Genomic DNA, 22,995 nt, shown 5'->3' with positions numbered 1-22,995 from the left:
ATCAGAGTTCCCTGCCGCGATGGTTCATGCGACGGGCCAGACAATCCCCGACCGTGTTGAGCGAGTAAACTGTTAGAACGATGGCGACGATTGGTCCGAAGATCAGCAGTGGAAAGCGGCTGAGCAGGTCGGTCGAGCTGGCGATCATCCCGCCCCAGCTCGGCGCCGGCGCCGGAATGCCGTAACCGAGAAAGCTCAGCGATCCCTCTGTGATGATCAACCCCGCCATCAGCGGCGGAACGATGGCCGTCAGCGCCGGAACGAGATTGGGCAGGATCTCGCGCAGCAGAAGCCGCATGTCCGATGCGCCCATGGCGCGTGCCGCCAGCACGTAATCACGGTCGTTCTGGGCAATCACGCCGCCTTTGGCGATGCGTGCATACGTTCCGATGTCGAGCAGGCCAAGCGCCAGCATCATCGTGAAAACCGAATTTCCGGTCACCGATATCAGCGCCAGGATGACGAGGATCGGCGGAAGCGACGCCATGGAATTGGCATAGAGATCGACGATCCGCTCGACCGGGCCGCGATAGAAGCCGGCCAGCATCCCGAGGATCATGCCGATCACCAGCGAGATCAGCGTCGCGACCGAGACGATGGCGAGCGTCGTTCGCGCACCGTAGAGCACCCGGGACAGGATGCTGCGCCCGAGCGCATCGGTTCCGAACAGGCCGTTCAGGCTCCATTCCGGGCCTTGCGAGAAATCGCCATAGGGGAAGCTTGCCCGAACGAGACCCGGAATGAACTCCACGAAAACCGAGGAGATGATCAGGACCGTCAGGAACACGAAGGCGAACCATTCCATCGGATGGCCGCTCGGCATGCGGAAACGCGCGGTCTTCGGCATCGCGGCATTCAACGTCTCCGCCAATGCGACCGCTTCGCCGGGCACGAGGTCCGTTTGTGTTGGCTGGAGGCGGCTCATGACACGTCCACCCGCGGATCGATAAGCGCGTAACCGAGATCGACCAGGATGAAGATGACGACGAAGATCACCACCGTCAGCGACAAGATGGCCTGCATGACGGGCAAGTCGTGGCTGCTCACCGCATTGAGAACGGTCCAGCCGATGCCGGGCACCGCGAAATAGCTCTCGACGATGAAGGAACCGCCGAGCAGATAGGTCATCGACAGACCCATCACCGTCAGCACCTGGGGAGAGGCCGGGCGCAGCACGTGGCGCATCAGGATATAGCGCGTCGGCAGGCCCTTGGCCCTGGCAACGAGGACATAGTCCTCCTGGAGGACCGCGACGAACTCGCTGCGGCTCACTCTGTAGAAATAGGCTGCCTGATGCACGCTGAGGCACATCACCGGCAAGGCGACGTAATAGAGATTGCCGATCGGATCGTCACTGAAGGTAACCCAGCCGGTCGCCGGCAGCCAGCGCAGCACGATTGCGAAGACGAAGCCGAGCAGAACCACAATGACGAAAGTCGGGATCGACAGCATGACCGAGGACACCGCCCGCAGCACCGTATCGACGATGCCGCCCGGCCGGCTGGCGGTATACATGGCAAGCGGCACGCCGATCAGGAGCGAGACGAACATGGCAAGCAGCGCAATTTCGAACGTCACTGCCGCCCGGTCGACCAGGAGTTTTGCCACGGACTGCTGGCTGAACATGGTCTGCCCGAGATCTCCCTGAAGAAGCCGTCCGAGCCAGCCGAGGTAACGTTCCCAGACCGGCAGATCGTAGCCGTAGCGGCTGTTCAGCGCATCGATCTGCGCCTGCGTCGCGTTCTCTCCAAGGATCAGCTGCGCCGCCGACCCCGGCATCAGGCTCGACAGCGCCGTCGCCGAGAACGTGACCAGCAGGAAGACCGGAATGCCGGCCAGAAGCCGGACGCCGACCGCTTTCAGATAGGAGAGATTGGCAATTCGCAACGATCGGACTCCGATTGTCAGGTGGAACATCCAATGCCGGACTGGACCGGCATCCGGATTTCGCAAAACGAGATGGCAGAGCGGCCAGCCTCCGGGATCAGAGCGCCTTCCATCTGTCCTCGGCATCGAGCCAGCCGCTGTCCCGCTCCAGCGAGGCCTTCTGCTCGGCAGGCGTCATGCCGCCCATGCTGTGCTCGTCCGCGTAACGCGTGCTGCGGTCCTTGAAGACATGCCGACCGTAATCCATCATGCCATACATCGATCCCTTCTCGAGATAGTGCATGGTCACCAGGTTGAAGCCGAGCGCCTCGATTTCCTCGAGCCGCACGAAGGGGACGCCGTTGACGGTCGCGACATCGCCGAACATCTTCCAGCCGGGCAATTCCTTGGCCACCTTCCGGCATTCCTCCAACGTGCGCAGGCCGTGCACATAGGTCATCTCAGCGCCGAGTGCTGCGGCGCGCACGCAGCGTTCGATAGCGTCGTCCAGCCCCTTTTCGAGCTTGGATTCAGTGCGTGCGATAACCACGCAATCGGTGCCTTGACAGGCTTCGATCGAGGCCTTGATCTTGGCGAGCCAGAGCTCCTGCGAGACGACCTCGTGCGGCACGTTTCCATCGACCTTGCCGGCAAGCGTCGCCGCCTCCATGGCGCGGCCGAACCGCGCGTAGCCGCGTTCATTGGGCGTATCCTCGATCAGGATCGCTCCGGCGCCGGCTTTGGCGAGACGATAACAGGTGCGGAAGGTCTGGACGACATCGCCGAAACCGTCATCGGCATCGATGACCAGTGGCAGAGGCGAATAGTCGGCGATGCGGTCGGTCGCGTAGACCAATTCCTCCTGATTGTGCAGGCCAAGATCCGGCACGCCGGACATGCTGAATCCCAGTGATGCGCCGCTGAGCAGGATCGCCTCGAAGCCGGCCATTTCCGCCGCCTTGGCGGAGTAGCAATCCCAGACGCAGGGCGTGAACACCTGCTTGCGGGAAACCAGGTCCCGAAACTTCACCTTCTCGCGATTGCCGATCATCGTCATCCACCTTTTCCGATCGCCCCGCATCGCAGGGCTCATTCTGTCGTCTTAACGTCTTTGGCTTGTACGGTCGTCCAGCCCATCGACCGGCCCTTCGCTGCCCGCCCGGATCTTCCGGGCGAGCCTGCACGTCGTGATCTGGAACCCGCTATTTCTGGCAGACATCCGTGCAGACGTAGAGGAACTGCTTTTGCAGGATGCCGCCGTTCGAAGGAACGACGCCGCCGGTATTGTCGCGCAGCAGCAGCGAGCGCGTCTGTTCACCGAAGATGTAAAGCGGCATTTCGGTTGCGACGAGCTTCTGAACCTTGACATAGGCGGCTTTGACAGCGGCAGGGTCGAGGGTGGAGCTGGCCTCCTTCAATGCAGCGTCCATCTCGGCGCTCTTGTACTGTCCCCAGTTGAAAGCACCGCCGGAACTCAGCAGATTGGAAATGTTCGGCTCGGCGCCGTTCGACACCAGCACCCCGCCTTCGACGCAGATGTCGAAGTCGAGCTGCGTCTTGCATCGCTGGATCAGCGAGGCCTGGTCGACCTCGACGATCTCAGCCGAGGCGCCTTCATAGCCGGTCAGCACCTGCTGGATGTAGGCGGCAAGACGCTTCAGGTCCGAGTTGGTATAGGTGACGATCTTGATCGAGAACGGCTTGCCGTCCGCCTTCAGAGCGTCGAACAGTTCCTGCGCCTTCTTCGGATCATAGGCCGGAAGAGATGAAGCGCTGTCGAAATAGGGCGAATTCTCTCCAAAGTAATTGCTGGGTGCCTTGTATCCGGGCATCTGCGTGAAGGCCTGCATCAGCCGCGCGCGGTCGATGGCGGAATAGAAGGCCTCGCGGGCGCGAACATCCGTGAAGATACCCTTGGCCTGGTTGAGATAGGCGCGGTTGATGCCGCGGATCGGGATCTCGCGGGTCGCAACCCCCGGCGCCGTTGCGTTCGAGCCGAACTGATAGGGATAACCGGCCATCATCGTTGCACCACCCTGCACGACGGTGGCGATGCGGCTGTTGGTTTCGGGAATGATCGCGAACTTGATCGTCTCCAGATAGGGGCGCGGCTGATCCCAATAACCGGGATTGCGGGCCATGGTCATCGATATGCCCTGGTTCCATTCGGTCAGCGTAAAGGCGCCGGCGCCCACCGGCTTGATGTCGGTCTTTTCCTTAGCGGCCTTCAATGCTGCCGGCGAGGCGATGAAGGGGCACAGCTCGGCGACCTGGGCTGCGAAATTGGCGTTCGGGGAGGACAGCTTGATCGTCAGCGTCTGCGGATCGACGACGGTGATCGCCTTGTTCCATGAGGATATGAACGGCTGCGCCGGTGAAAGCGTGGCCGAATCGGCGGCGCGGTCCCAATTGTATTTGACGGCTTCCGCATCATAGGGCGTCCCGTCTGTGAACTTCATGTCCTTGCGAAGCTTCAAGGTCCAGGTCACGGCGTCTGTGCTGGTCAGGCTTTCGGCCATGCCGCCGGTCACGACGCCCTTGTCGTTGACGTAGACGATAAAGCCGTAGACGGCGTCGAGCACATCCATCGGCCCGCCGGGATAGGTGCCGGCGGAGATCGCCGGATCCCAGCTCTTGATGTCCGAACCGTTGATAATGGTCATCGCGCCGCCGCTAACGGGTTTTTCCGTCTGCGCGGCGGCTTGAGACGCGGCGAGCATCACGGGTGCGGCCGCCATGAGCGACAACAGCAACACGGCGGCGCCGCGCATGAACAGGCTCTGCAACCTTCTGGAACGATTGTCTGACAACATCACTCTATCTCCTTTTTTTTGAGTTCCCCTGGGGGAGTGATTGTGCGTCGTTGTTTTGCATGCGGTTGACATGATGGCCCGGCAGCTTTCAGCGCTGCTCTTCATGGCTCAGTCGTTATGATCCTCCGTCCAGCGCCGGACCGTCGGATGATGAAGCCCGAATTGATCCAGCGCACGCCCCACGGTCTGGTCGACCATTTCGGCGATTGATTTCGGCAGCGTGTAAAAGCTCGGCACCGGCGGCATGATGACGGCGCCGTTGCGTGTTGCCTGGTCCATCAGCGCGATATGGCCCGCATGCAACGGCGTTTCCCGCACCATCAGCACCAGCCGGCGGCGTTCCTTCAGGCAGACATCGGCGGCGCGCACGATCAGATCGTCCGCATAACAATGCGCGATCCCGCTCAGCGTCTTGATCGAGCATGGCGCAACCAGCATGCCGTCGCACCGGAAGGAACCGGAGGCAATCGAAGCGCCGATATCCCCGTGGCTGTAGACCCGGTCGGCGAGGCCACGGATTTCGTCTGCGGTCTTTCCCGTCCCTTCGGCCAGTGCCGTGCGGATCGCCGCGGGCGATATGACGAGATGCGTCTCGACATCGTCGAAGTCCCGCAGCATCTCCAGCGCACGCAGTCCGTAGATTGCACCGGAAGCCCCTGATATGCCGATGATCAATCGCCTCAAATCAGCATCTCCGGCTTGACGCGCAACAGCAGCTTGCGCATCCGTTCGTAGGAATCCGGCGGCGGAAGCGCCTTGTCGAACCCTTCCCTTCGATCGCCCGGCTTCATCGTGGCGTCGTAGCCGACCTTGGCGATCACGCCGCCGTCTTCCTGAGGCTCGGACCGGTCTGCCGGAAGGTCCGTGACGATGAGAATGTCGCGCTCCGCGCGCATGCGCGTCATCTTTGCCAATTCGACGGCATCGAGATCCCAAGGGTCGACATCGCTGTCGACGATCGTGATGTTCTTGACGATGCTGACCGCACCCCAGCAGATCGACATGATGCGGCGTGCCTGTCCCGGGCGGGGCGCATCGATCTGCACGACCACGTTGTTCCGTCCGCTGCCTGATGCGGTGACGGCAACCTCGCCGACATTGAGAACGGACCGCCGGATGACGGCCTTGAGGCTGGCGGCGATCGGCACCGCGCCGAGATAGAGGTGCTCCATGTGGTAACCGGGCTCGATCACCTGCAACATCGCGTCGGAGCGGCAAGTCATGCATTCAAATCTGACGCGCACCCCGGAACCGTAATCCTCGTACATGCCGTGATATTCTGAGACCAACCCTTCAAGGATCGGCTCGTCGATATGAATATGACCTTCGAGCACGATCTCCGCCTCTGCAGGCACGGCAAGATCGATCGACTTGCAGCGGACAAGCCGCACCGGCTCGCCGAGCAGCGATCCGGCGCAGTGCATTTCATCGTCACCAAGCCCCAGATAGAAGCAGGCGGCAAGCTGAATGGCTGGATGCGCGCCGAGGACGACGGCGAAGGGGAGCGGCTCGCCTTTGGCGCCCGCCTTGCGGGCCATGATGGCGAGATGATGGTTCGGTGCAATTCCGATCATCGCCTCGTTCGGACCAAGCACCTTGATGCGGGCATAGGACGCGTTGCCCAAGCCCGTTTCAGGGTCGCGCGCCACGATCAGACCCGCGGTAATGTAAGGACCGGTCTCCTTGGAAAAGAAGGTCGGGACTGGAAGCCGGGTCAGGATGTCGTCCTGGAAGAGCTGTTGCTGTACCGGCGCATCGTCCACGAAGACTGGCGGCACCGGAGAGGCGATCGAGGACAGCAGCTTTTCCTGGATATCGCTTTTCGCGACGTCAAGCGCCAGGGCGACACGATCGAGATCCGACAGGATGTTGCCGAAGATCGGCATGTCGTGACCTTTGATGCAGTCGAGCCGCACCGCCGCCTTTTCATCGACGATGGAAAGAATGGCCGATACGTCGTGGATCGGGTCGACCTCCTCCGAAATCACCAGCAGCTGACCGCGACGGTCGAGCTCCTGAAGAATGCCCCGACACGACTGATCGCTTTCGCTGCGTGGCATTGCAGCGCCGGCCGTCCCGGATGTCATGGCCGGGTTTTCAAGCGGATCAGGGTGATCATTCATCCGGCAATCCTGTAAAAGTCATTTCCGAGGGCTGTTTTGATGCGGCAAGTATCAGCCGCAGGCCGGAGGCTGGGTAGCTCGAAAATCGTGAATTGGAGGATAGGAAAATCAGAATGCTCGGTGCATGAGCGCGATTCGATACGATATGTTTTTTAGATCACGCCTGTCGGCCGAAGACGGCAGCGAGTGACTGGATCATCGTCCGCTCGGCCTCGGACAGCGTCCTTTCGCCGGAGAAAATCACCGAGAGGTTTCCGGCGATGACGTCCTCCGTAATCGGCGCCGCGGTGAGGCGGCCGCTGTCGATATCCTGCTGGACCGAGGACACCGGCAGGACCGTACAGACCGGCAAACGGCGGACCATGGCGATGGCCAATGGCAGGGAACCGACGTCCATGACCGGCTCGACACACAGATGCCGCGCGCTGGCGGCTGCCATGAACGCCTGATGGATACTGAGATGCTTGATTCCGAGAACCAGCGGAAATCCGCAAACTTCCGCGAGTGGAATCTCCGTTCGACCGGCAAGGTCCAAGGCCGGATTGGCAACGACCGACAGACGCTCGCTCGGCCCGAGATGGATCCGGGCCATCTGCGTCTGGACGGCACCGACAATAGCCAGATTGAGCTCTCCCGCACGTACCTGGTCGTGAAGCGCAGCGTTGGAACCTTCTATGATTCTCAGCCGGTATTCGGGATGGCCAAGGCGGGTTGCCGTCAGCGCCTGCGCCACCTTGTCCGTCATGACGCTATCATGCCCCGAACTCGGCAGCATGCCGATCGAGATGGTCGCCTGTGTGTGGGCGGCAATATCCAGACTGGCCCGAAGGAGGCTATCGATGCGCTCTTCGATCTCCAGGGTGAAGGGAAGCAATGCCTTGCCGGCCTTCGTGCTCTCGGCACCGTTGCGCCGCCGTTCGAACAGGGGTTGCCCGACAACTGCCTCGATCTTCTGAATCTGCGTCGAAACGGAAGGTTGCGTGATATGCGCCGCGCGCGCCGCCGCCGAAATACCTCCGCTGAGATGCGCAAGGTTGAAGTAGTGCAATTGACGTGCCGTCAACTGCGGCCGGAAGACGATATTGGCCTCCGTTGCCTCCAGATTTTTCTTGAGGTTACAAAGCAGGGCGGACACGACCTCCTGGTCCGGCCTGTTTGCGCGCACGCCCAAGGTGCTCGACAACGGCGGATCGAGGGGCTCCAGATGCAGGCGCGCAAGTCCGAGCCGGTCGGCGACCATACTGCGGGGCATCAGGAATCGCATTTGCGGAAACTCGTTGAGCAGCCGATGAAGGTCTGCCGGCTCCTCATCCATCAGGATCATGCGGTCGCGGATGCCATGCTCGTCCGCATATCGGGTGACGGCATCGCGAAGCGCCTGACGCATTTTCAAAACGACAAATTTCTGATTGGGGGAGCGAAGATCAACCGCGGCCTCCGCCGTTCCGACGGAAAACCAGACCTCATCGTAGAAGGGCGTCATCGTAGGCAGGTTCGCGGATGGCACGCCAGTCACATAGCCGACTTCGATTTCCATCGAACCCGTGTTGCCCGGGATTTCCGCGGCCCCCTCTTCAACAAGGGATTTTCCTCGTGCGTCTGCAAACATCACGTCGATCAGCAGGTCGGGCCGCTCGCGTTCCATATCTTCGACGGTACGTCCGATCGCCTTCGAAAACCGGCCGATGGAGAAACTGAGATCGAGGCGAATATTGATGCGAAGATGGTCCGTGTCCCCGTTCCGCATCCGACGCACGAACCTTTCGCGATGAAGGATGGCCGTTGCCTGCTGAAACAGCCAGAAGGCTGCCGGTAAAGGACTGAGGTGACCGCTTTTCCGAATGAAGAGCTTGAGTTGAAGTTCATTTTCCAAAGTACGCAGACTTGATGTCAGCGCCGAAGGAGCAATCCCAAGCTCGCGCGCGGTCTCTGCCAGCGTCGGGCTCTGACAGGCCAGCACGAAATGGGCCAGTTGCTGGATTTCGATGCGCGGCGGATTTGTAATCACTGCGGGTCTGTATCGGATTTGCACAAGGGGCTTACCCGACTATGGCATACAAAGCGTTGTACCGCACGAATATCAGCGCCGGCCCGTTGCTTCCCCTTCGCCCCAAAGACATCAGCCTGCGATCAAGACTGCCTCATACACCATTGTCGCGGCGGCAAGATCGGCCAACGCCGTTCCGACTGCCTTGTAGAGAGTGATCTCATCGTTGGACGTCCGCGCTGGAACATCCCGGCGGCACAGCTCGTCGAGTGTCGCACGCACCGCATCTGCGGAAATGACGCGGGCCCCGATCGGCTGAACCAGATCGCCTGCTTCGTGAAGGGCTTCGTGCGTATCGATATAGACCGAGGAGCGCCGAAGCGCCTCGTCATCGGCCTCGCGCATCGCCGGGGTGAAGCCGCCGATCAGATCGACATGGGTGCCCGGCCGCAGCCATTCGCCGCGGATAAGCGGTGCTGTCGCCAGCGTCGCTGCGCTGACGATATCGGCTTGCCGCACTGCTGCTTCCAGATCCGTGACGGCAGCGACCTGGAGCCCTTGTTGCCGGAGGCTCTGCGCCAGCCGTTCGGCGCTGGCGGGATCGATATCCCAGATATCGACATGCGCGATCGGCCGGACGGCGCGGTAGGCATCGGGTATGAGGCTCGCGACGCGGCCTGCGCCGATCACCAGCAGGCGGCGGGCGTCTTTTCGAGCAAGATAGTCCGCGGCAAGGGCCGATGCCGCTACCGTACGGCGCGCTGTGATCGTGTTTCCGTCAAGGAGCGCAAGCTGCATCCCGGTCCGGCCATCATAGAGCATGTAAGTCGAGGTCAAACCGGGAATGCCGCGCACCGTGTTGCCGGGAAAGACGGTGACGATCTTGATGCCAAGGTAGCGCTCCGGCCGGTGCGTTTCATGCCAGGCCGGCATCAGAAGCAGCGTCGCATCCGGCTCACCGCTATTGGCTATCGTGTGGTGATGCCGTACCGGCACGACACAGCCTTCGGCAAATGCTTGCCGCAGGGTCGCGACCAGTGGGCCGAAAGGGAGAAGCTCGCCCGTTGTCCGGGCATCGAGAATACGGATTTGTGTGTCGGTCATTGAAGCGATCTCCCGGTAAATTCTGACTGCTGGATAAAGCGAATTCTGTGTGATTGAACGAGAGCCGCGTCGCCGCTGCGTGGCGCACCAGCTTTTTAACCGGCATCGGCCCTTTGGACACTTCGTTGCGATCGGAATACGGAGCATTGAGCACCGCTCAGCCAAACGCCGCCTTCTTCTCCAGAAATCTGGCGTATTGCGTCAGCGGATAGCACAGGGCGAAGAAGATCACTGCGACGAGACCGTAGACCTTGAAAGGTTCGAAGGTCGCGTTGTTGATGGCGTTTGCGGTTTTCAGCAGTTCGTCGAAGCCGAGGATCGAGGCCAGTGCGGTGCTCTTGATCAACTGGACCAAGAACCCGACGGTCGGCGCGCGCGTGATCCGGAAAGCCTGCGGCAGGATGATAAGGCGAAGTTCGAGGAGACGATGCAAGCCCAGGCTGGCTGCGGCGTCCCATTGCCCGCGCGGCACCGCCTCGACGCCGCTCCGCCAGATTTCGGCAAGATAAGCGCTGGCGTAGAACGTCAGGCCGCAGACGGCGGCGGTCCATGACTCGATCCGGAAACCGAGCATCGGCAGGCCGAAAAACATCAAAAAGAGCTGCATCAGGAGCGGCGTTCCCTGAAACAGGGCAATGTAGCCGGACGCGAAGCTGCGCGGCCAGCGTGTTTTCGATATCCGCGCAGACAGGATGGCCAGGCCAACGATGGCGCCGCCGGCAAAGGCTGCGAGCGAAAGCATGAGGGTCCAGCGTGTCGCGAAGACAAGATTGCGCAGAATGTCCCAGAAGGTGAACTCAATCATGTCAGACCGGCTCCCAGAAAACGGCGTTTCCCGGCGACAAGCAGCCGGCGAAGTGCGGCGGACATCGAAAGATAGATCAACGTCGCCACCAGATAGGTCTCGAAGGAGCGGAAGGTGCGCGATTGAAGCAGATCGGCCTCCTGCGCCAGCTCGCGGACGGATATTTGCGAAACCACCGCCGATTCCAGCATCATGATGATGATCTGGCTCGTCAGCGCCGGAAAAATGATGGCGATCGCCTGCGGCAGGATGATCTTGAAGAACACCAGCCGAGGCCTGAGGCCGAGTGCCTGCGCAGCCTCTTTCTGGCCTCTCGGTATGGCATCGAGCCCGGCCCCGACCACCTCGATCGTGTAGGCGGCCATGTTGAGGGTCATGGCAAGGACGGCGGCAGTGATCGGATCGAGGCGAATGCCGAGGCTAGGCAAGCCAAAGAAGATGAAGAACAGCTGCACCAGAAATGGCGTGTTGCGCATGATTTCCACATACAGGCCGACGACCTTGCGCAACCATGGATAAGGTCCCCGGCGCGCAGCCGCGCCGAGAATGCTGAGAACGATCCCGAGGACCGATGTGGAGACCGTCAGTGCAAGCGTCGTGCATGCGCCATAAGCCAGAGCTCCCATTCCGTCCCAAAGCCAATTGAAATCGAGGCTGTATCTCATCGCTTGTCCTTTGGAGCCGGATGATCCGGGCCGGGTCGGCCCGAAATCCCGATCCGCCTCTCAACCAAAGAATTGGAGCATGATGCCACCGCAATCGCTTGCAGTTTTCGGCATCACGCTCTGGTGAGTGGGAGGCCGCCCTCGTCAGTCCTTCAGGTTTTCAGGGTTGAGCGGCGCTTTCAGCCAGCTCTTCGAGCTTGCGTCGAGCGAACCATCGGAGATCATTGCGGCGACGCTGTCATTGACGACTTTCTTCAGGCCTTCCTCGCCCTTGCGGAGCGCGATGTGTGAGGGGGAGCTGAGGAGCTGGAATTTCTGCTCCGGCTTCAGTTCGTCCTGTCGTGCCAGAACCTGCGCACCGACATCGTTGCCGACGACCATCAGCTGGGTCTGGCCGGATATGAAGGCCTGGATGACCGAATTATAGTTCTCGAAACGCTGGATCGCAGCCGAGCCGGGGGCGACGGCCGTCAGCGACGTGTCTTCGAGCGTCCCACGATTGACGGCAACGGTCTTGTCGGCGAGGTCTTCCTTGCCGCTCACCTTCAGCGCAGCCGGACCGATGACGGCGATATAGTAGGGGGCGTACGGGGCGGCAAAATCGATAACCTCGGCACGCTCCTTCGAATAGCCGACGCTCATCAGCAGGTCGACGCGGTCGTCGTTCAGGTAGGCGATCCTGTTCTGGCCGGTAACGCTGACGAGATTGAGTTTCACGCCGAGCCCGTCGGCGATCTTCTGGGCGACGTCGACGTCATAGCCCTTGATGCTCATATCGGCGCTTGCCGAAGAGAAGGGCGGGAAATCGGAGAAGATGCCGATGTTGATTTCGCCTGCGGCCTTGATATCGGCAAGTTCGTCGGCCTGCGCGGCCCCTGCCAGGATGCCGAAAACGGCAATTGCCGCGGTGGCGGTGTAACGCAACTTCATAAGAGCAGTCATGTCGTTCCCCTTTTTGAGACGTGTTGTGCGACAGGTGATGGATGGCAGCGGGCACGAGGCACGCTGCCGTTGTGGAGCTGGTTCTCAGGTCAGCTTTGTCCTGACCGCGGGACTGAACATCGCGAGGCACAGGAGTTCGAACAGGACCTGCGCGGCGATCTGCGCGGTGTTGGTGGTGTTGTCGTATTGCGGCGCGATTTCCACGACGTCGCCGCCGATGAGGTTGATGCCTTTGAAGCCGCGCAGCAGGGTCAGGGCCTCCCTCGGCTGAAGCCCGCCGACTTCCGGCGTGCCGGTTCCCGGAGCGAAGGCCGGATCGAGGCTGTCGACGTCGAAACTGAGATAGGTCGGACCGGCGCCGACAACCTCTAGAGCCTTTGCGATCACAGCCTTGAGGCCCATCTCCGCCACCTCTTCGGCGTGGATGACGGTCATGCCGGAGACAAAGGAGAACTCCCAGAGATATTCGCCGCCGCCGCGGATGCCGATCTGGATCGTACGCTTCGGATCGAGCACGCCCGCCAGAACCGCCTCGCGGAAGGGCGCGCCGTGATGGAACTTCGAGCCCTCATAGGGACCAGCGGTGTCGCAATGAGCGTCGATGTGGATCATGCCGACCGGCTGGCCGGCCGCCAGGCCCTTGAGGATGGCGCCGGAGATCGAATGGTCGCCGCCGACCGACAGCGGGATAACCCCGGTTGCCGCGATCATCCGGTAGCAGGCCTCGATGTCGGCATGGCACTCGGCGAGGCCGAACCGGCTGCGCATCGGCACGTCGCCGACATCGGCGACCTTTAGCCCTCCCATCGGCGCGACACGCAGAACATGCTCGTAGGGACCGATACGCTCGATCGCCCGGACGGCCCGCGGCCCCAGCCGCGCGCCGGCGCGATTGGTGACGCCGAGGTCCATCGGCACGCCGATCAGAGCCACGTCAAGCGCCTCAAGCACCTCGGGCCGCAAGCCGTTCTCGATGAAACGGGCATCCAGAAAGGTCGCAGGATCGGCGAAGGGCCATTTGCGGCTGTCGCCGTCCTTGAATACGCTCGCCGCCACGGCGCGGAAGTGCGGATCTTCCATCTCCCCGCCTGCAGCGCTGCCGAAGCGCTTTCTCAAGTCTTCCAGAAAATCCCGGTCAATGGTCAAGGCAGGCTCCCACGGTATTGATGCTGCCATCATCATCAGCGCCGCCCACTTCTCTTGGAACCGCGAAAATTCGAGAGGGGATATAACGATTCTTGATAGCTCAGATCCGCCGAGGCTCAGCGATGCGGGTAGCTCGTTCATCGGGATGTTCAGAAAACTTTATAACCCGGCGAGAATTTTCCCACTACCGCGGCTGGCAACCTCCAAGCAGTCTCCGATGCGAACGGCCCGGCAGAGGGCCGACAGCAAAGGGAACCTACCATGTTGCACGATATGACACGCCGCCGCTTCCTCGGATCCGCCGCCGCCGCGGGGATTGCCAGCACGATGACCGGGTTTGCAAGATCCGCCGCAGCCGGTAGCGGCAATCTCACCGCCGTCGAATGGGGCGGCGATGTCGTCGAAGCGATGAAGCAGATTGCCGCCGACCAGAATGCGGCGACATTCAACTGGGTTCTTCACCAGGGCGGCGCGGGCGCCATCCTGCCGAAGATCAAGGCCGTCTGGCCGAATGTCGACTACGACTATGTCGCCGGCTGGGAAGGCTCGTTCAACAGCATGGTGAAGGAGGATTGGCTCGAGACCATCAATCCTGCAGATGTTCCCAACCTTGCGAATATTCCCGAGAAAATCATCATTCGTGACGGCAAGGGCAATATCAAAGCCGTCCCGCGCGCAGTTGGCGGCATGTATTTCGGTGCGCGAACCGACACGGCTCCGATCACCGTGAAGACCATCGATGATCTGCTGAGCCCCGATCTCAAGGGCGCGATCTGCTGGCCAGGCCCGACACAGAGCATGATGCTCCAGATCGTCGCGCTCGCCCTTCACGCCGGCGGCAGTGAAACGAATATGGAGCCCGGGTGGAAGCTCATGACGGAATTGGCGAAATCCGGCAATATCGGCCGCGTTGCCGTCACCGATATCGATTTCACCAATTCGCTGACGTCGGGCGAGACCTCCGTCGGCTTCTTCGCCGAGCCCGGCTGGGCGGCGGTGGCCAAAAACTTCCCGGTTACGCGTTTCACCAAGGACAGCAACTTCAAGGCCTTCCTCTACCAGAGCGGTTTCGGCGTCCTGAAGAATAGGCCAAGCACCAAGGCAACGCTCGATTTCGTCAACTTCGCGATCAGCCCGGACATGAACTCGCTCTACGCCAAGGTGGCTGGCGAAGCGCCGTTGAACAGCAAGGCGGTCACACCCGACAATCTCAAGCATCTGTCCTTCACGTCGGACGAGTTTTCGAGCTTCGTCTATGTGCCGGACTACAATGTCGTTCTCGAACAGCAGGATGCCTGGTCCAAGCGCTGGGAGCAGGATATCGCCCCGTTGCTCTAAGACACCTCGCGGCAGGTTGTCGTAGGCGCGGGCTTCGACAACCTCCCTTTCTCATGGCCCGCAAGGGCGAGGAAAAGGCTGTTCCATCATGACTAAGGTAAGGCGGCAACCCGTCGCCATTTCAATTCCGGATCGCCGAGATGCTGCCCTGACGCTCGGGCCAGCCCTGCTGGTGTTCGCATTCGGTTTTCTGTCACCGCTCATCAATCTGGCAATCGAAAGCTTGAAGGAGTTTACGCCGGGGCGTGTCGGCTCCGTGGAAAATGCCGCGGCAACGGTTCAAAACTATTACGAGCTTGCAAACCAGGCGTTTGCAAGCGTCCTGCTGACGACCTTCTGGATTGGAGGAGTTGCCGCGATCATCGGCCAGCTTGTGGCATTCCCGCTGGCCTATTTCATCGTGCGGCGGATTTCGCCGCGGATGCGCACGCTCACCCTCGGCTTCTTGATTACGCTTGTTCTTTCCAGCGTCCTGATCAAGACGTATGCGATCGAACTGACCTTCGGGTCGGTCGGCATCTTCCGACCCTTCCTCTTGACGCTGGGCCTTTCGCCCAACAGCCGCGAATATATTAATATCGTCGTTATTGCGGGTCTGGTTCACTCGATCATACCGGTCGCAACGCTAACGCTGATTGGCGCGATGCAATCGATCGATCCGCGTCTGCTCGATGCGGCCCAGTCGCTCGGCGCGCCGGGATGGAAAGCCCATCTGTCGATCACGCTTCCCCTGAGCTTCCCGGCTCTGATCTCAAGCACGCTCGTGTCGCTGACTTTTGCGATCAGCGCCTTCGTCATTCCCATGGTGCTCGGGAGGGGCCGGGTGCTTTTCATGTCGAATGTCATCTACACCCGGTTCAGCGATATCGCCAACTACCCGAGCGGTGCGGCGATCTCGCTCGTCATGCTTGCCGCGGCCTTGGCGGTCGTCGCTGTCATAACGTTTGCGCAGGCGCGGAGGGTTTCCCGATGAGCATGCAGTCTCTTGCCGCGAGAACCGGAGACCGGATCGCCGGTTCCCTTGCCTACGGTGTCATCGGCCTTGGATTGGCGTTCCTCGCCATCCCGTTGGTGATAACATGCGTCATGGCTTTCGACGCCAGGACCTACCTCGGCCCGATGCCGCCACCTGCCTTGTCGCTTCACTGGTTCGAACGGCTCGTCTCCCAGGCGGATATCCTTACCAGCCTGCGCACCAGCCTCATCTTGGCGGTACTCACGACGGTTCTGTCCGTCACGATTGGAACTGCGGCGGCTGTGGGTCTTGCCCGGGGCAATTTTCCAGGAAAGGCAGCGCTGACTTCGGCCTTTCTCTCGCCGCTCATCGTCCCGCCGGTTGTCATTGGATTCGGCCTGCTGCTTTTCCTTTCCAAGGCCGGCATCACAAATGGTATGGCGCGCCTGCTGCTCGGCCACGTGATCGTGACGTTGCCCTATTGCATAAGGACCAGTCTCGCCAGCCTTCTCGGCAGCGACCAACGATTGACGGAAGCCGCAATGGTTCTCGGCGCCACCGAGCGCCAGGCCTTCTGGACCATAACCCTGCCGCTCATGCGGACGGGCGTCGTCACCGGCGCGATCTTCGCCTTCGCAATTTCGATGGATGACGTATCGATCAGTCTGTTTCTGAGCGATCCGTCCGCAACGACCTTGCCTGTTACGCTGGTCAGCAACATGCGCGCGGCTTTCGATCTGACGATCGCTGCGGCGGCCGTGGTCCTGATTGCCGTCACTGCGTTGCTGATCGTCGTGCTGGACCGTGTCGTCGGCTTTGACACTGTCGTGGGCCAAGGTTTGTTTCGTTCATGAGGACAATACGATGATTTCTGCCGTGGAATTTCAAGGGGTCAGCAAGCGCTTCGGCGAAACTGTCGCCCTCGGTGATATCTCCTTCTCTGTGAACCCAGGTGAAACAATCGCACTGCTTGGACCGAGCGGCTGCGGCAAGACCACCATTCTTCGGCTCATTGCCGGATTCGAGCGGCCCGACAAAGGCTCGATCCTGATCGACGGCGAGCCGATGGCCGGATTGAAACCCTATGAGCGCAATGTCGGGCTGCTGTTCCAGCACTACGCTCTTTTCCCGCATATGACAGTCGAACAGAACATCGGTTACGGACTTCGCCATCGCAACCATCCGCCGGGGCAAATACCGCGCCGCATTGCCGAGATGCTTGAGCTCGTCCGGCTCGTCGGTTTCGGACAGCGGCGGCCGCACCAGTTGAGCGGCGGACAGCAGCAGCGTGTTGCGCTTGCGCGGGCGCTCGCCACCCATCCGAGCCTCGTTCTTCTGGATGAACCTCTGTCGGCCCTCGACGCCAAGCTTCGGCATGAGCTGCGCACCGAATTGAAGGATGTGCTCGCCGCGGTCGGCTCGACCGCAATCGTGGTAACCCACGACCAGGAGGAGGCGATGAGCCTGGGAGAGCGTATCTTCGTGATGAACCGCGGGGCAATCATGCAATCCGGCAAGCCGGATGATGTGTATTGGCGTCCAGACTCACGTTTCGTCGCGGATTTCATGGGTCGGACGAATTGGATTCATGGCTCGATTTCGGCCGCGGGCGGAACGGCCCGCAAATTTCGCTCCGAATCCGGCTGGGAGTTTCCGGTCGCGTCCACGGCAAATCTTTCAGGTGCCGCCGAGATTTGCGTGAGGCCGGAAAGCGTCGAGATATCGTCCGGCGCTCCGGCTGCCGGAGCCATGACCGGACGCGTTGCCGACGTCGTGACACTCGGTGCCTTCAGGCATGTCGTTCTGGACCTCGTCAGTGGCGACCGGATAATCTCGGCTTGCCCTAACCGTCCAGACATAGCCTTCGCTCGGGGGCAGGAGATCAGCGTTTCCATTCCGCCCGAGGCATGCGTCCTCTTCGCGCGATAAGCTGGCATTGATGGGGCGCAGCTTGTGCTGCGCCCGGGGGCTAAGGGTCACCAGTTGCCGGAAGAACATGGTTCGTCCAATATCCGCTTATAGGCGGAGAGGCCCTCGGCTATCGAGCGCCACAAAGTATGGAATGCGGCTTCTGATGCTTGATCTTGATTCCTATCTGCTTCGTGCATTTCTGACCGTCGCGGAGATCGGCACCGTCAATGGAGCAGCCGTCAAGCTGAACAGAACGCAGGCCGCCGTGAGCATGCAGATCCGCAAGCTGGAGGAGCTTGTCGGCGTTACGCTGTTTTCGCGTTCGTCAAAGGGCCTCGAGCTGACGAGCCATGGGCAGATCATGCTGGCTTATGCCCGCGAAATGGTCGCCCTCAGCGACGAGGTCGGGAAAAGGCTGACAGGCAAGATGATCGAGGACCGCATTCGCCTCGGCGTCGTCGAGGACTTCGCAGCTGGCCACCTGATCGACATTCTTAGTGCCTTCAGAGCCCAGAACCCGAAGGTCGAGATCGACATCATTGTCGAGCCGAATCGCCGCCTCGCCAGCCTGTTTGAAGACAGGAAGCTGGATCTCGTGGTTTGCGACATCACCTGCCTCTCGCGAAAACCGACCCTGATCTGGACCGAATATTTGATGTGGACGGTGAGATCCGACTTTGTGGCGGATACGGAAAAACCGCTTCCGATCATCATGTTCGAGGAGGAGTGTCCCTGGACGCTTCCGACGATTGCGGCTCTGTCCCAGCGAAACATCAAGTGGAAGACGGCGTGCGTCGCATCGACGCTGGTGGCCATGGCGACCGCGGTTCGCGTCGGTATCGGTATCGCGCCAATGATGCTCACGACGAAACCGGAGGGCTGCCGGACGCTTGACCGATCGGCGGATCTGCCCGGTCCGGTGCGCATCGAGATCGGTCTGTATGCTCAATCCGAGTCGGCCGAAGGCGCGCGCTATCTTGTGGACTTCATTTCGCGGCATACCGCCATATTGTCCAGCTAGAGCCTTTCCTGGTCAGATTGCAGCATTCTGCCGGAGCAGGTTTTCGTCAGGGCAGAGGCGATTGGCGACGGGCATACCCCAGGGTACGTCCGAGCCGATCGCCTTTGTCCTGGCGGAAAGATGCCCGGCCCTTCGGGTTGGCTGAAACGGGCCGGCTGATCGACCGGCCGGCTTGGCCGTAGAGCCGGGCTACGACGCGCGCCGGCCGGTCGACCATCCGACTCCGTTTGAGCCAACAGAATGCTTCAAGCTGACCAGGAAAGGCTCTAGGAGCGTTCAGCTTCCATTATATCGGCTCAAATTAATTCGCTCTACCGAAGTGGCGGGCGAAGCCCCACAGTGATCGGATGAAGGGTCGACGACCCAATATCAAGCATTGGAAGTCTGCGAATACGATGATGGGGCAAGCCAAAGTTGACGAAACTCTCCTCGCAGATGCCGCCTATCTGCCCGGCCAGGTCGCAAACCTGACGAGGGGAGCGAGCGTGACGGCGCAGACCAACGAAATACTGGAACGCATCAATGACATGCTGCTGCGCGAAGGTACCGACAAGTCAGAGATCATTCTCGCCAACATCTGGCTCAGGGACCTTGCCTCATTCGAGGAAATGAACAGAGCCTGGGATGCTTGGATGCCGGATAGCGGAACGCCACGGCGGGCGACGTTTGAGGACAAGAATCTCCCGCCGATGTGCGCCATCCGTATCGACGTAGCCGCGTCGCGAAAGAGTGGGGCCGGGCAAATTTGAGCCGCCTGCATTCGTCATCCTGCTCTAAAGCGCGTCCCGACCTTTCAGATTCGCTCCTCGCGCTTTAGGTCTTTGTTTTAGGCGTGTCGTTGTCGCAAAACCGCGGCATACTCTTGCGCGACAGGCTCTAAGGCCGGATGACGCAGACATTGGCCTCATAGGAGCAGGGATCGTCCCGCACTGCGATATCGATGACCTTTGCTTTCGGGGCCAGCAGCTCCGGCCGTGCTGTAGGATAGCCATAGCCGTTGCCGCCGACATAGGTCCCGCCATCGACCTGATAGACATAGGAAGAGCCGGCATAAGTGCCGCCGCCGTCACCACCCTGCGTTTGGGGCAGGACGACGATGAGATTGTTGCGGGCTATGCGATTTGTCGCCGGCGATGAAAACTGTTTCAGGAACGGCATCCGTTCTTTGCGGTTCCGATATCGATAGGCATTGTCGAAACGGATGCCGCGATCGCGCCAGATGGCACGTTCGCCGAGGAGTAATCCGCCGTGGAAAGCGTGACGATGGCCGGGAAAGCGATGATCGTTGCGGCGGTCGCCGGCTTCGGCGGGAAGTGCAGCAAGCACGGACAGGGCAAGCAGGGCGACTGCGGACAGACTGCGAAACATGGGTGGCCGGCCTCCGGAATTCCGATCCCTAACAAATCGTTAACGCCAGATTGCGCCAAAAGCCGGAGCTTGTCCATTCAGGTCGGACAACCGGCACAAAATTTGAGCGGAAGAGACCAGTTTTGTTAGCCTGCAAACTTCCCGGTAACGCGAATCGATTAAATTAAAAGCAGACAGCGATTGTGCTTGTCGTCGGCGTTCCCGGTGATTAAACGTCGCAATTGATGCAACGCACACAGAGAATTTTGTCATTCGTGTGGTTGACTGAGCATGCTCCGAAATCCGGGAGCGCAGAGAAGCCGCCGCGAGGTTCTGATGGCGAACGTGACAAATAACCGGCCCCTATCGCCGCATCTGCAAATCTACAAGCCTATTCCCACTATGGTCATGTCCATCGTCCACCGCATTACCGGTGGCGCGCTCTACGTCGGCACGCTGCTCGTCGCCTGGTGGCTGATCGCGGCGGCAAGCGGCCAGGGCTCCTATGACTGGGCCAACTGGGTGCTCGGCAGCCTTCTCGGCAAGCTCGTGCTTCTCGGCTATACTTGGGCGCTGCTGCACCACATGCTCGGCGGCTTCCGCCACTTCATGTGGGATCTCGGTTATGGCTTCGGGAAAGAGTTCTCGACCAAGCTCGCCATCGCCAACATCATCGGGTCGCTCTGTCTGACCGTGCTGGTCTGGGTGATCGGCTTCCTCATTCGCTTCTGAAGGTCCTCTCATGGATATGCGCACCCCCCTCGGCAAGGTTCGCGGGCTCGGCTCCGCCAAGGACGGAACGGATCATTTCTGGCGCCAGCGGCTGACGGCCGTCGCCAATGTTCCGCTGATCCTCTTCTTCGTCTTCTTCATGCTCGCCTATGCCGGCGCGCCCTATGCGGATGTGGTTCGCGCGCTATCGAACCCCTTCGTCGCCGTGGTCATGGGGCTGATGGTAATCTCCGGTGTCATCCACATGAAGCTCGGCATGCAGGTCATCATCGAGGATTACGTGCACGGCGAATTCGGCAAGATCGTTCTCCTGATGCTGAACACGTTCTTTGCGATCCTGATCGCCGGCCTCTGTCTCTTCGCCATTCTGAAAATCGCATTCGTAGGATAAGCTGATATGGCACCGACTTCACCCGCCCAGAACGGCAAAGCCTACAAGTATGTCGATCACTCCTACGACGTGATCGTCGTCGGCGCCGGCGGCGCCGGGCTGCGCGCCACGCTCGGCATGGCCGAGCAGGGTTTCCGCACGGCCTGCATCACCAAGGTATTCCCGACCCGCTCCCACACGGTCGCGGCCCAGGGCGGTATCGCCGCTTCGCTGCGCAACATGACGCCGGATAGCTGGCAGTGGCACCTCTACGACACCGTCAAGGGCTCCGACTGGCTCGGCGACGTCGACGCCATGCAGTATCTCACCATGGAAGCGCCGAAGGCGGTCTATGAGCTCGAGCACTACGGCGTGCCGTTCTCGCGCAACGAGGAAGGCAAGATCTATCAGCGCCCGTTCGGCGGCCACATGCAGAATTACGGCGAAGGCCCGCCGGTACAACGCACCTGCGCCGTTGCCGACCGTACCGGCCACGCCATCCTGCATACGCTCTACGGCCAGTCGCTGCGCAACAATGCCGAGTTCTTCATCGAGTATTTCGCGCTCGACCTGATCATGTCGGAAGACGGCAGCCGCTGCACCGGCGTCATCGCCTGGTGCCTCGATGACGGTACGATCCATCGCTTCGCCGCCAAGATGGTGGTGCTGGCGACCGGCGGCTACGGCCGCGCCTATTTCTCGGCAACGTCGGCCCATACCTGCACCGGCGACGGCGGCGGCATGGTGGCGCGTGCCGGCCTGCCGCTGCAGGACATGGAATTCGTTCAGTTCCACCCGACCGGCATCTATGGTTCGGGCTGTCTGATCACCGAAGGCGCGCGCGGCGAAGGCGGTTATCTCGTCAACTCCGAGGGCGAGCGCTTCATGGAGCGTTACGCGCCTTCGGCCAAGGACCTTGCCTCGCGCGACGTCGTTTCGCGCTGCATGACACTGGAAATCCGCGAAGGCCGCGGTGTCGGCAAGGCGAAGGACCACATCTTCCTGCATCTCGATCATCTCGATCCAGCCGTTCTTCATGAACGCCTGCCGGGGATTTCCGAGAGCGCCAAAATCTTCGCCGGTGTCGACGTTACACGCGAACCGATCCCGGTTCTGCCGACCGTTCACTACAATATGGGCGGCATTCCCACGAATTATTGGGGCGAAGTGCTGAACGCCGACGGTGCCAATCCGGAACGGATCATCCCCGGCCTGATGGCTGTGGGCGAGGCCGGCTGTGCCTCGGTGCACGGCGCCAACCGTCTCGGCTCCAACTCGCTGATCGACCTCGTGGTCTTCGGCCGCGCCGCTGCGATCCGCGCCGGCGAGGTGATCGACCGCGCAGCGCCGATCCCGCATCTCAACGTCGCCGCCTGCGACAAGATCATGGACCGCTTCGACGGTCTGCGTCACGCCAGCGGCGGCACACCGACGGCGGAACTGCGCGAGAAGATGCAGCGCGCCATGCAGGAAGACGCCGCGGTGTTCCGCACGCAGGAATCGCTGGAGTCGGGCTGCCAGCGCATCTCGGCAATCTGGGGCGAGATGAAGGACATCAAGGTCACCGACCGCTCGATGATCTGGAACTCGGATCTGGTCGAGACGCTGGAGCTGCAGAACCTGATGGCCAACGCCATCACGACGATCTACGGAGCCGAGGCCCGCAAGGAGAGCCGCGGTTCGCATGCCCGCGAAGATTATACCGAGGGTGCATTCGCCGGCCGCGACGACGTCAACTGGCGAAAACACACGCTCGCCTGGGTGAACGAGGCAGGCGATGTGAAACTCGACTATCGTCCTGTTCACACCGAGCTCATTGCCGAAGGCATCGATCCGCACAAGATCGAGCCGAAGGCTCGCGTGTACTGAT

The 22,995-nt window shown here is 61.0% G+C and carries 22 protein-coding genes; 9 read left to right on the top strand and 13 right to left on the bottom strand.

Translation table 11 applies throughout. The annotated features are described in order from the left end of the window. Position 1 precedes the first annotated feature (1 nt). From AC2444_RS20225 to speB, 12 genes are all read right to left on the bottom strand, one after another. Positions 2-925: an ABC transporter permease gene (locus AC2444_RS20225; RefSeq protein ID WP_012759301.1), complete on the bottom strand. Its 924-nt coding sequence runs from the start codon at positions 923-925 to the stop codon at positions 2-4. After that, positions 922-1,917, bottom strand: a complete 996-nt coding sequence (locus AC2444_RS20220) for an ABC transporter permease (protein ID WP_041935587.1) — start codon at positions 1,915-1,917, stop codon at positions 922-924. The genes AC2444_RS20225 and AC2444_RS20220 overlap by 4 nt, the downstream gene beginning before the upstream one ends. A 67-nt stretch (positions 1,918-1,984) precedes the next feature. Beyond that, positions 1,985-2,923, bottom strand: a complete 939-nt coding sequence (locus AC2444_RS20215) for an isocitrate lyase/PEP mutase family protein (protein ID WP_027689410.1) — start codon at positions 2,921-2,923, stop codon at positions 1,985-1,987. A gap of 145 nt (positions 2,924-3,068) precedes the next feature. Next, positions 3,069-4,679, bottom strand: a complete 1,611-nt coding sequence (locus AC2444_RS20210) for an ABC transporter substrate-binding protein (RefSeq protein ID WP_012759298.1) — start codon at positions 4,677-4,679, stop codon at positions 3,069-3,071. Positions 4,680-4,787: 108 nt separating this feature from the next. Continuing rightward, positions 4,788-5,363, bottom strand: coding sequence for a UbiX family flavin prenyltransferase (locus tag AC2444_RS20205; protein ID WP_012759297.1), 576 nt, complete (start codon positions 5,361-5,363; stop codon positions 4,788-4,790). Continuing rightward, complete coding sequence (locus AC2444_RS20200; protein ID WP_012759296.1) at positions 5,360-6,802, bottom strand: UbiD family decarboxylase; 1,443 nt, start codon at positions 6,800-6,802, stop codon at positions 5,360-5,362. Before AC2444_RS20200 ends, AC2444_RS20205 begins: the two co-directional genes overlap by 4 nt. A 157-nt stretch (positions 6,803-6,959) precedes the next feature. Continuing rightward, a complete protein-coding gene (locus AC2444_RS20195; protein WP_012759295.1) occupies positions 6,960-8,810 on the bottom strand; it encodes a LysR family transcriptional regulator in 1,851 nt (616 codons plus the stop codon). A 111-nt stretch (positions 8,811-8,921) separates the two neighbouring features. Next, positions 8,922-9,893, bottom strand: a complete 972-nt coding sequence (gene lhpI, locus AC2444_RS20190) for a bifunctional Delta(1)-pyrroline-2-carboxylate/Delta(1)-piperideine-2-carboxylate reductase (protein WP_012759294.1) — start codon at positions 9,891-9,893, stop codon at positions 8,922-8,924. Positions 9,894-10,050: 157 nt separating this feature from the next. After that, a complete protein-coding gene (locus tag AC2444_RS20185) occupies positions 10,051-10,698 on the bottom strand; it encodes an amino acid ABC transporter permease (protein ID WP_012759293.1) in 648 nt (215 codons plus the stop codon). Continuing rightward, complete coding sequence (locus tag AC2444_RS20180; protein WP_012759292.1) at positions 10,695-11,363, bottom strand: amino acid ABC transporter permease; 669 nt, start codon at positions 11,361-11,363, stop codon at positions 10,695-10,697. Before AC2444_RS20180 ends, AC2444_RS20185 begins: the two co-directional genes overlap by 4 nt. A gap of 144 nt (positions 11,364-11,507) precedes the next feature. Further along, positions 11,508-12,305 (bottom strand): transporter substrate-binding domain-containing protein, encoded by a 798-nt coding sequence (locus tag AC2444_RS20175; protein WP_012759291.1) that lies wholly within the window; start codon positions 12,303-12,305, stop codon positions 11,508-11,510. 84 nt (positions 12,306-12,389) lie between these two features. Further along, the gene (speB, locus tag AC2444_RS20170) at positions 12,390-13,451 is read right to left on the bottom strand and encodes an agmatinase (RefSeq protein ID WP_041935586.1); all 1,062 of its coding nucleotides are present in this window, start codon (positions 13,449-13,451) and stop codon (positions 12,390-12,392) included. 261 nt (positions 13,452-13,712) lie between these two features. On the opposite strand from speB, the gene AC2444_RS20165 reads away from it, so the two are divergent. From AC2444_RS20165 to AC2444_RS20140, 6 genes are all read left to right on the top strand, one after another. Next, on the top strand, positions 13,713-14,789 hold the full coding sequence (locus tag AC2444_RS20165) for an extracellular solute-binding protein (protein WP_012759289.1): 1,077 nt from the start codon (positions 13,713-13,715) through the stop codon (positions 14,787-14,789). An 88-nt stretch (positions 14,790-14,877) separates the two neighbouring features. Next, entirely contained in the window at positions 14,878-15,762 is an 885-nt protein-coding gene (locus tag AC2444_RS20160; RefSeq protein ID WP_027689403.1) for an ABC transporter permease, read from the top strand. Further along, positions 15,759-16,598 (top strand): ABC transporter permease, encoded by an 840-nt coding sequence (locus AC2444_RS20155; RefSeq protein ID WP_012759287.1) that lies wholly within the window; start codon positions 15,759-15,761, stop codon positions 16,596-16,598. The genes AC2444_RS20160 and AC2444_RS20155 overlap by 4 nt, the downstream gene beginning before the upstream one ends. A 10-nt stretch (positions 16,599-16,608) precedes the next feature. Continuing rightward, on the top strand, positions 16,609-17,673 hold the full coding sequence (locus AC2444_RS20150) for an ABC transporter ATP-binding protein (protein ID WP_012759286.1): 1,065 nt from the start codon (positions 16,609-16,611) through the stop codon (positions 17,671-17,673). 133 nt (positions 17,674-17,806) lie between these two features. After that, positions 17,807-18,676: a LysR substrate-binding domain-containing protein gene (locus AC2444_RS20145; RefSeq protein WP_017995383.1), complete on the top strand. Its 870-nt coding sequence runs from the start codon at positions 17,807-17,809 to the stop codon at positions 18,674-18,676. 395 nt (positions 18,677-19,071) lie between these two features. Beyond that, complete coding sequence (locus AC2444_RS20140) at positions 19,072-19,425, top strand: RidA family protein (protein WP_012759284.1); 354 nt, start codon at positions 19,072-19,074, stop codon at positions 19,423-19,425. A 127-nt stretch (positions 19,426-19,552) separates the two neighbouring features. Here AC2444_RS20140 and AC2444_RS20135 read toward each other — a convergent pair whose 3' ends face one another. Beyond that, positions 19,553-20,044 carry a hypothetical protein gene (locus tag AC2444_RS20135; protein ID WP_012759283.1) on the bottom strand — a complete coding sequence of 164 codons (492 nt, stop codon included), beginning with the start codon at positions 20,042-20,044 and terminating at the stop codon, positions 19,553-19,555. Positions 20,045-20,359: 315 nt separating this feature from the next. Here AC2444_RS20135 and sdhC point away from each other — a divergent pair, with 315 nt between their 5' ends. Genes sdhC through sdhA form a run of 3 tightly spaced genes read left to right on the top strand, consistent with a single transcriptional unit; the run spans position 20,360 to position 22,994 of the window. Continuing rightward, entirely contained in the window at positions 20,360-20,755 is a 396-nt protein-coding gene (sdhC, locus tag AC2444_RS20130) for a succinate dehydrogenase, cytochrome b556 subunit (protein WP_012559217.1), read from the top strand. A 10-nt stretch (positions 20,756-20,765) separates the two neighbouring features. Continuing rightward, complete coding sequence (gene sdhD, locus AC2444_RS20125; RefSeq protein WP_012759282.1) at positions 20,766-21,146, top strand: succinate dehydrogenase, hydrophobic membrane anchor protein; 381 nt, start codon at positions 20,766-20,768, stop codon at positions 21,144-21,146. Between the two features lie 6 nt (positions 21,147-21,152). Continuing rightward, entirely contained in the window at positions 21,153-22,994 is a 1,842-nt protein-coding gene (gene sdhA, locus AC2444_RS20120) for a succinate dehydrogenase flavoprotein subunit (RefSeq protein WP_012759281.1), read from the top strand. Position 22,995: the final 1 nt, after the last annotated feature.

The organism is Rhizobium sp. WSM1328 (assembly GCF_057653715.1).
The sequence above is the reverse complement of the archived record's forward strand: the minus strand, read 5'-3'. Positions and strand labels throughout refer to the sequence as shown.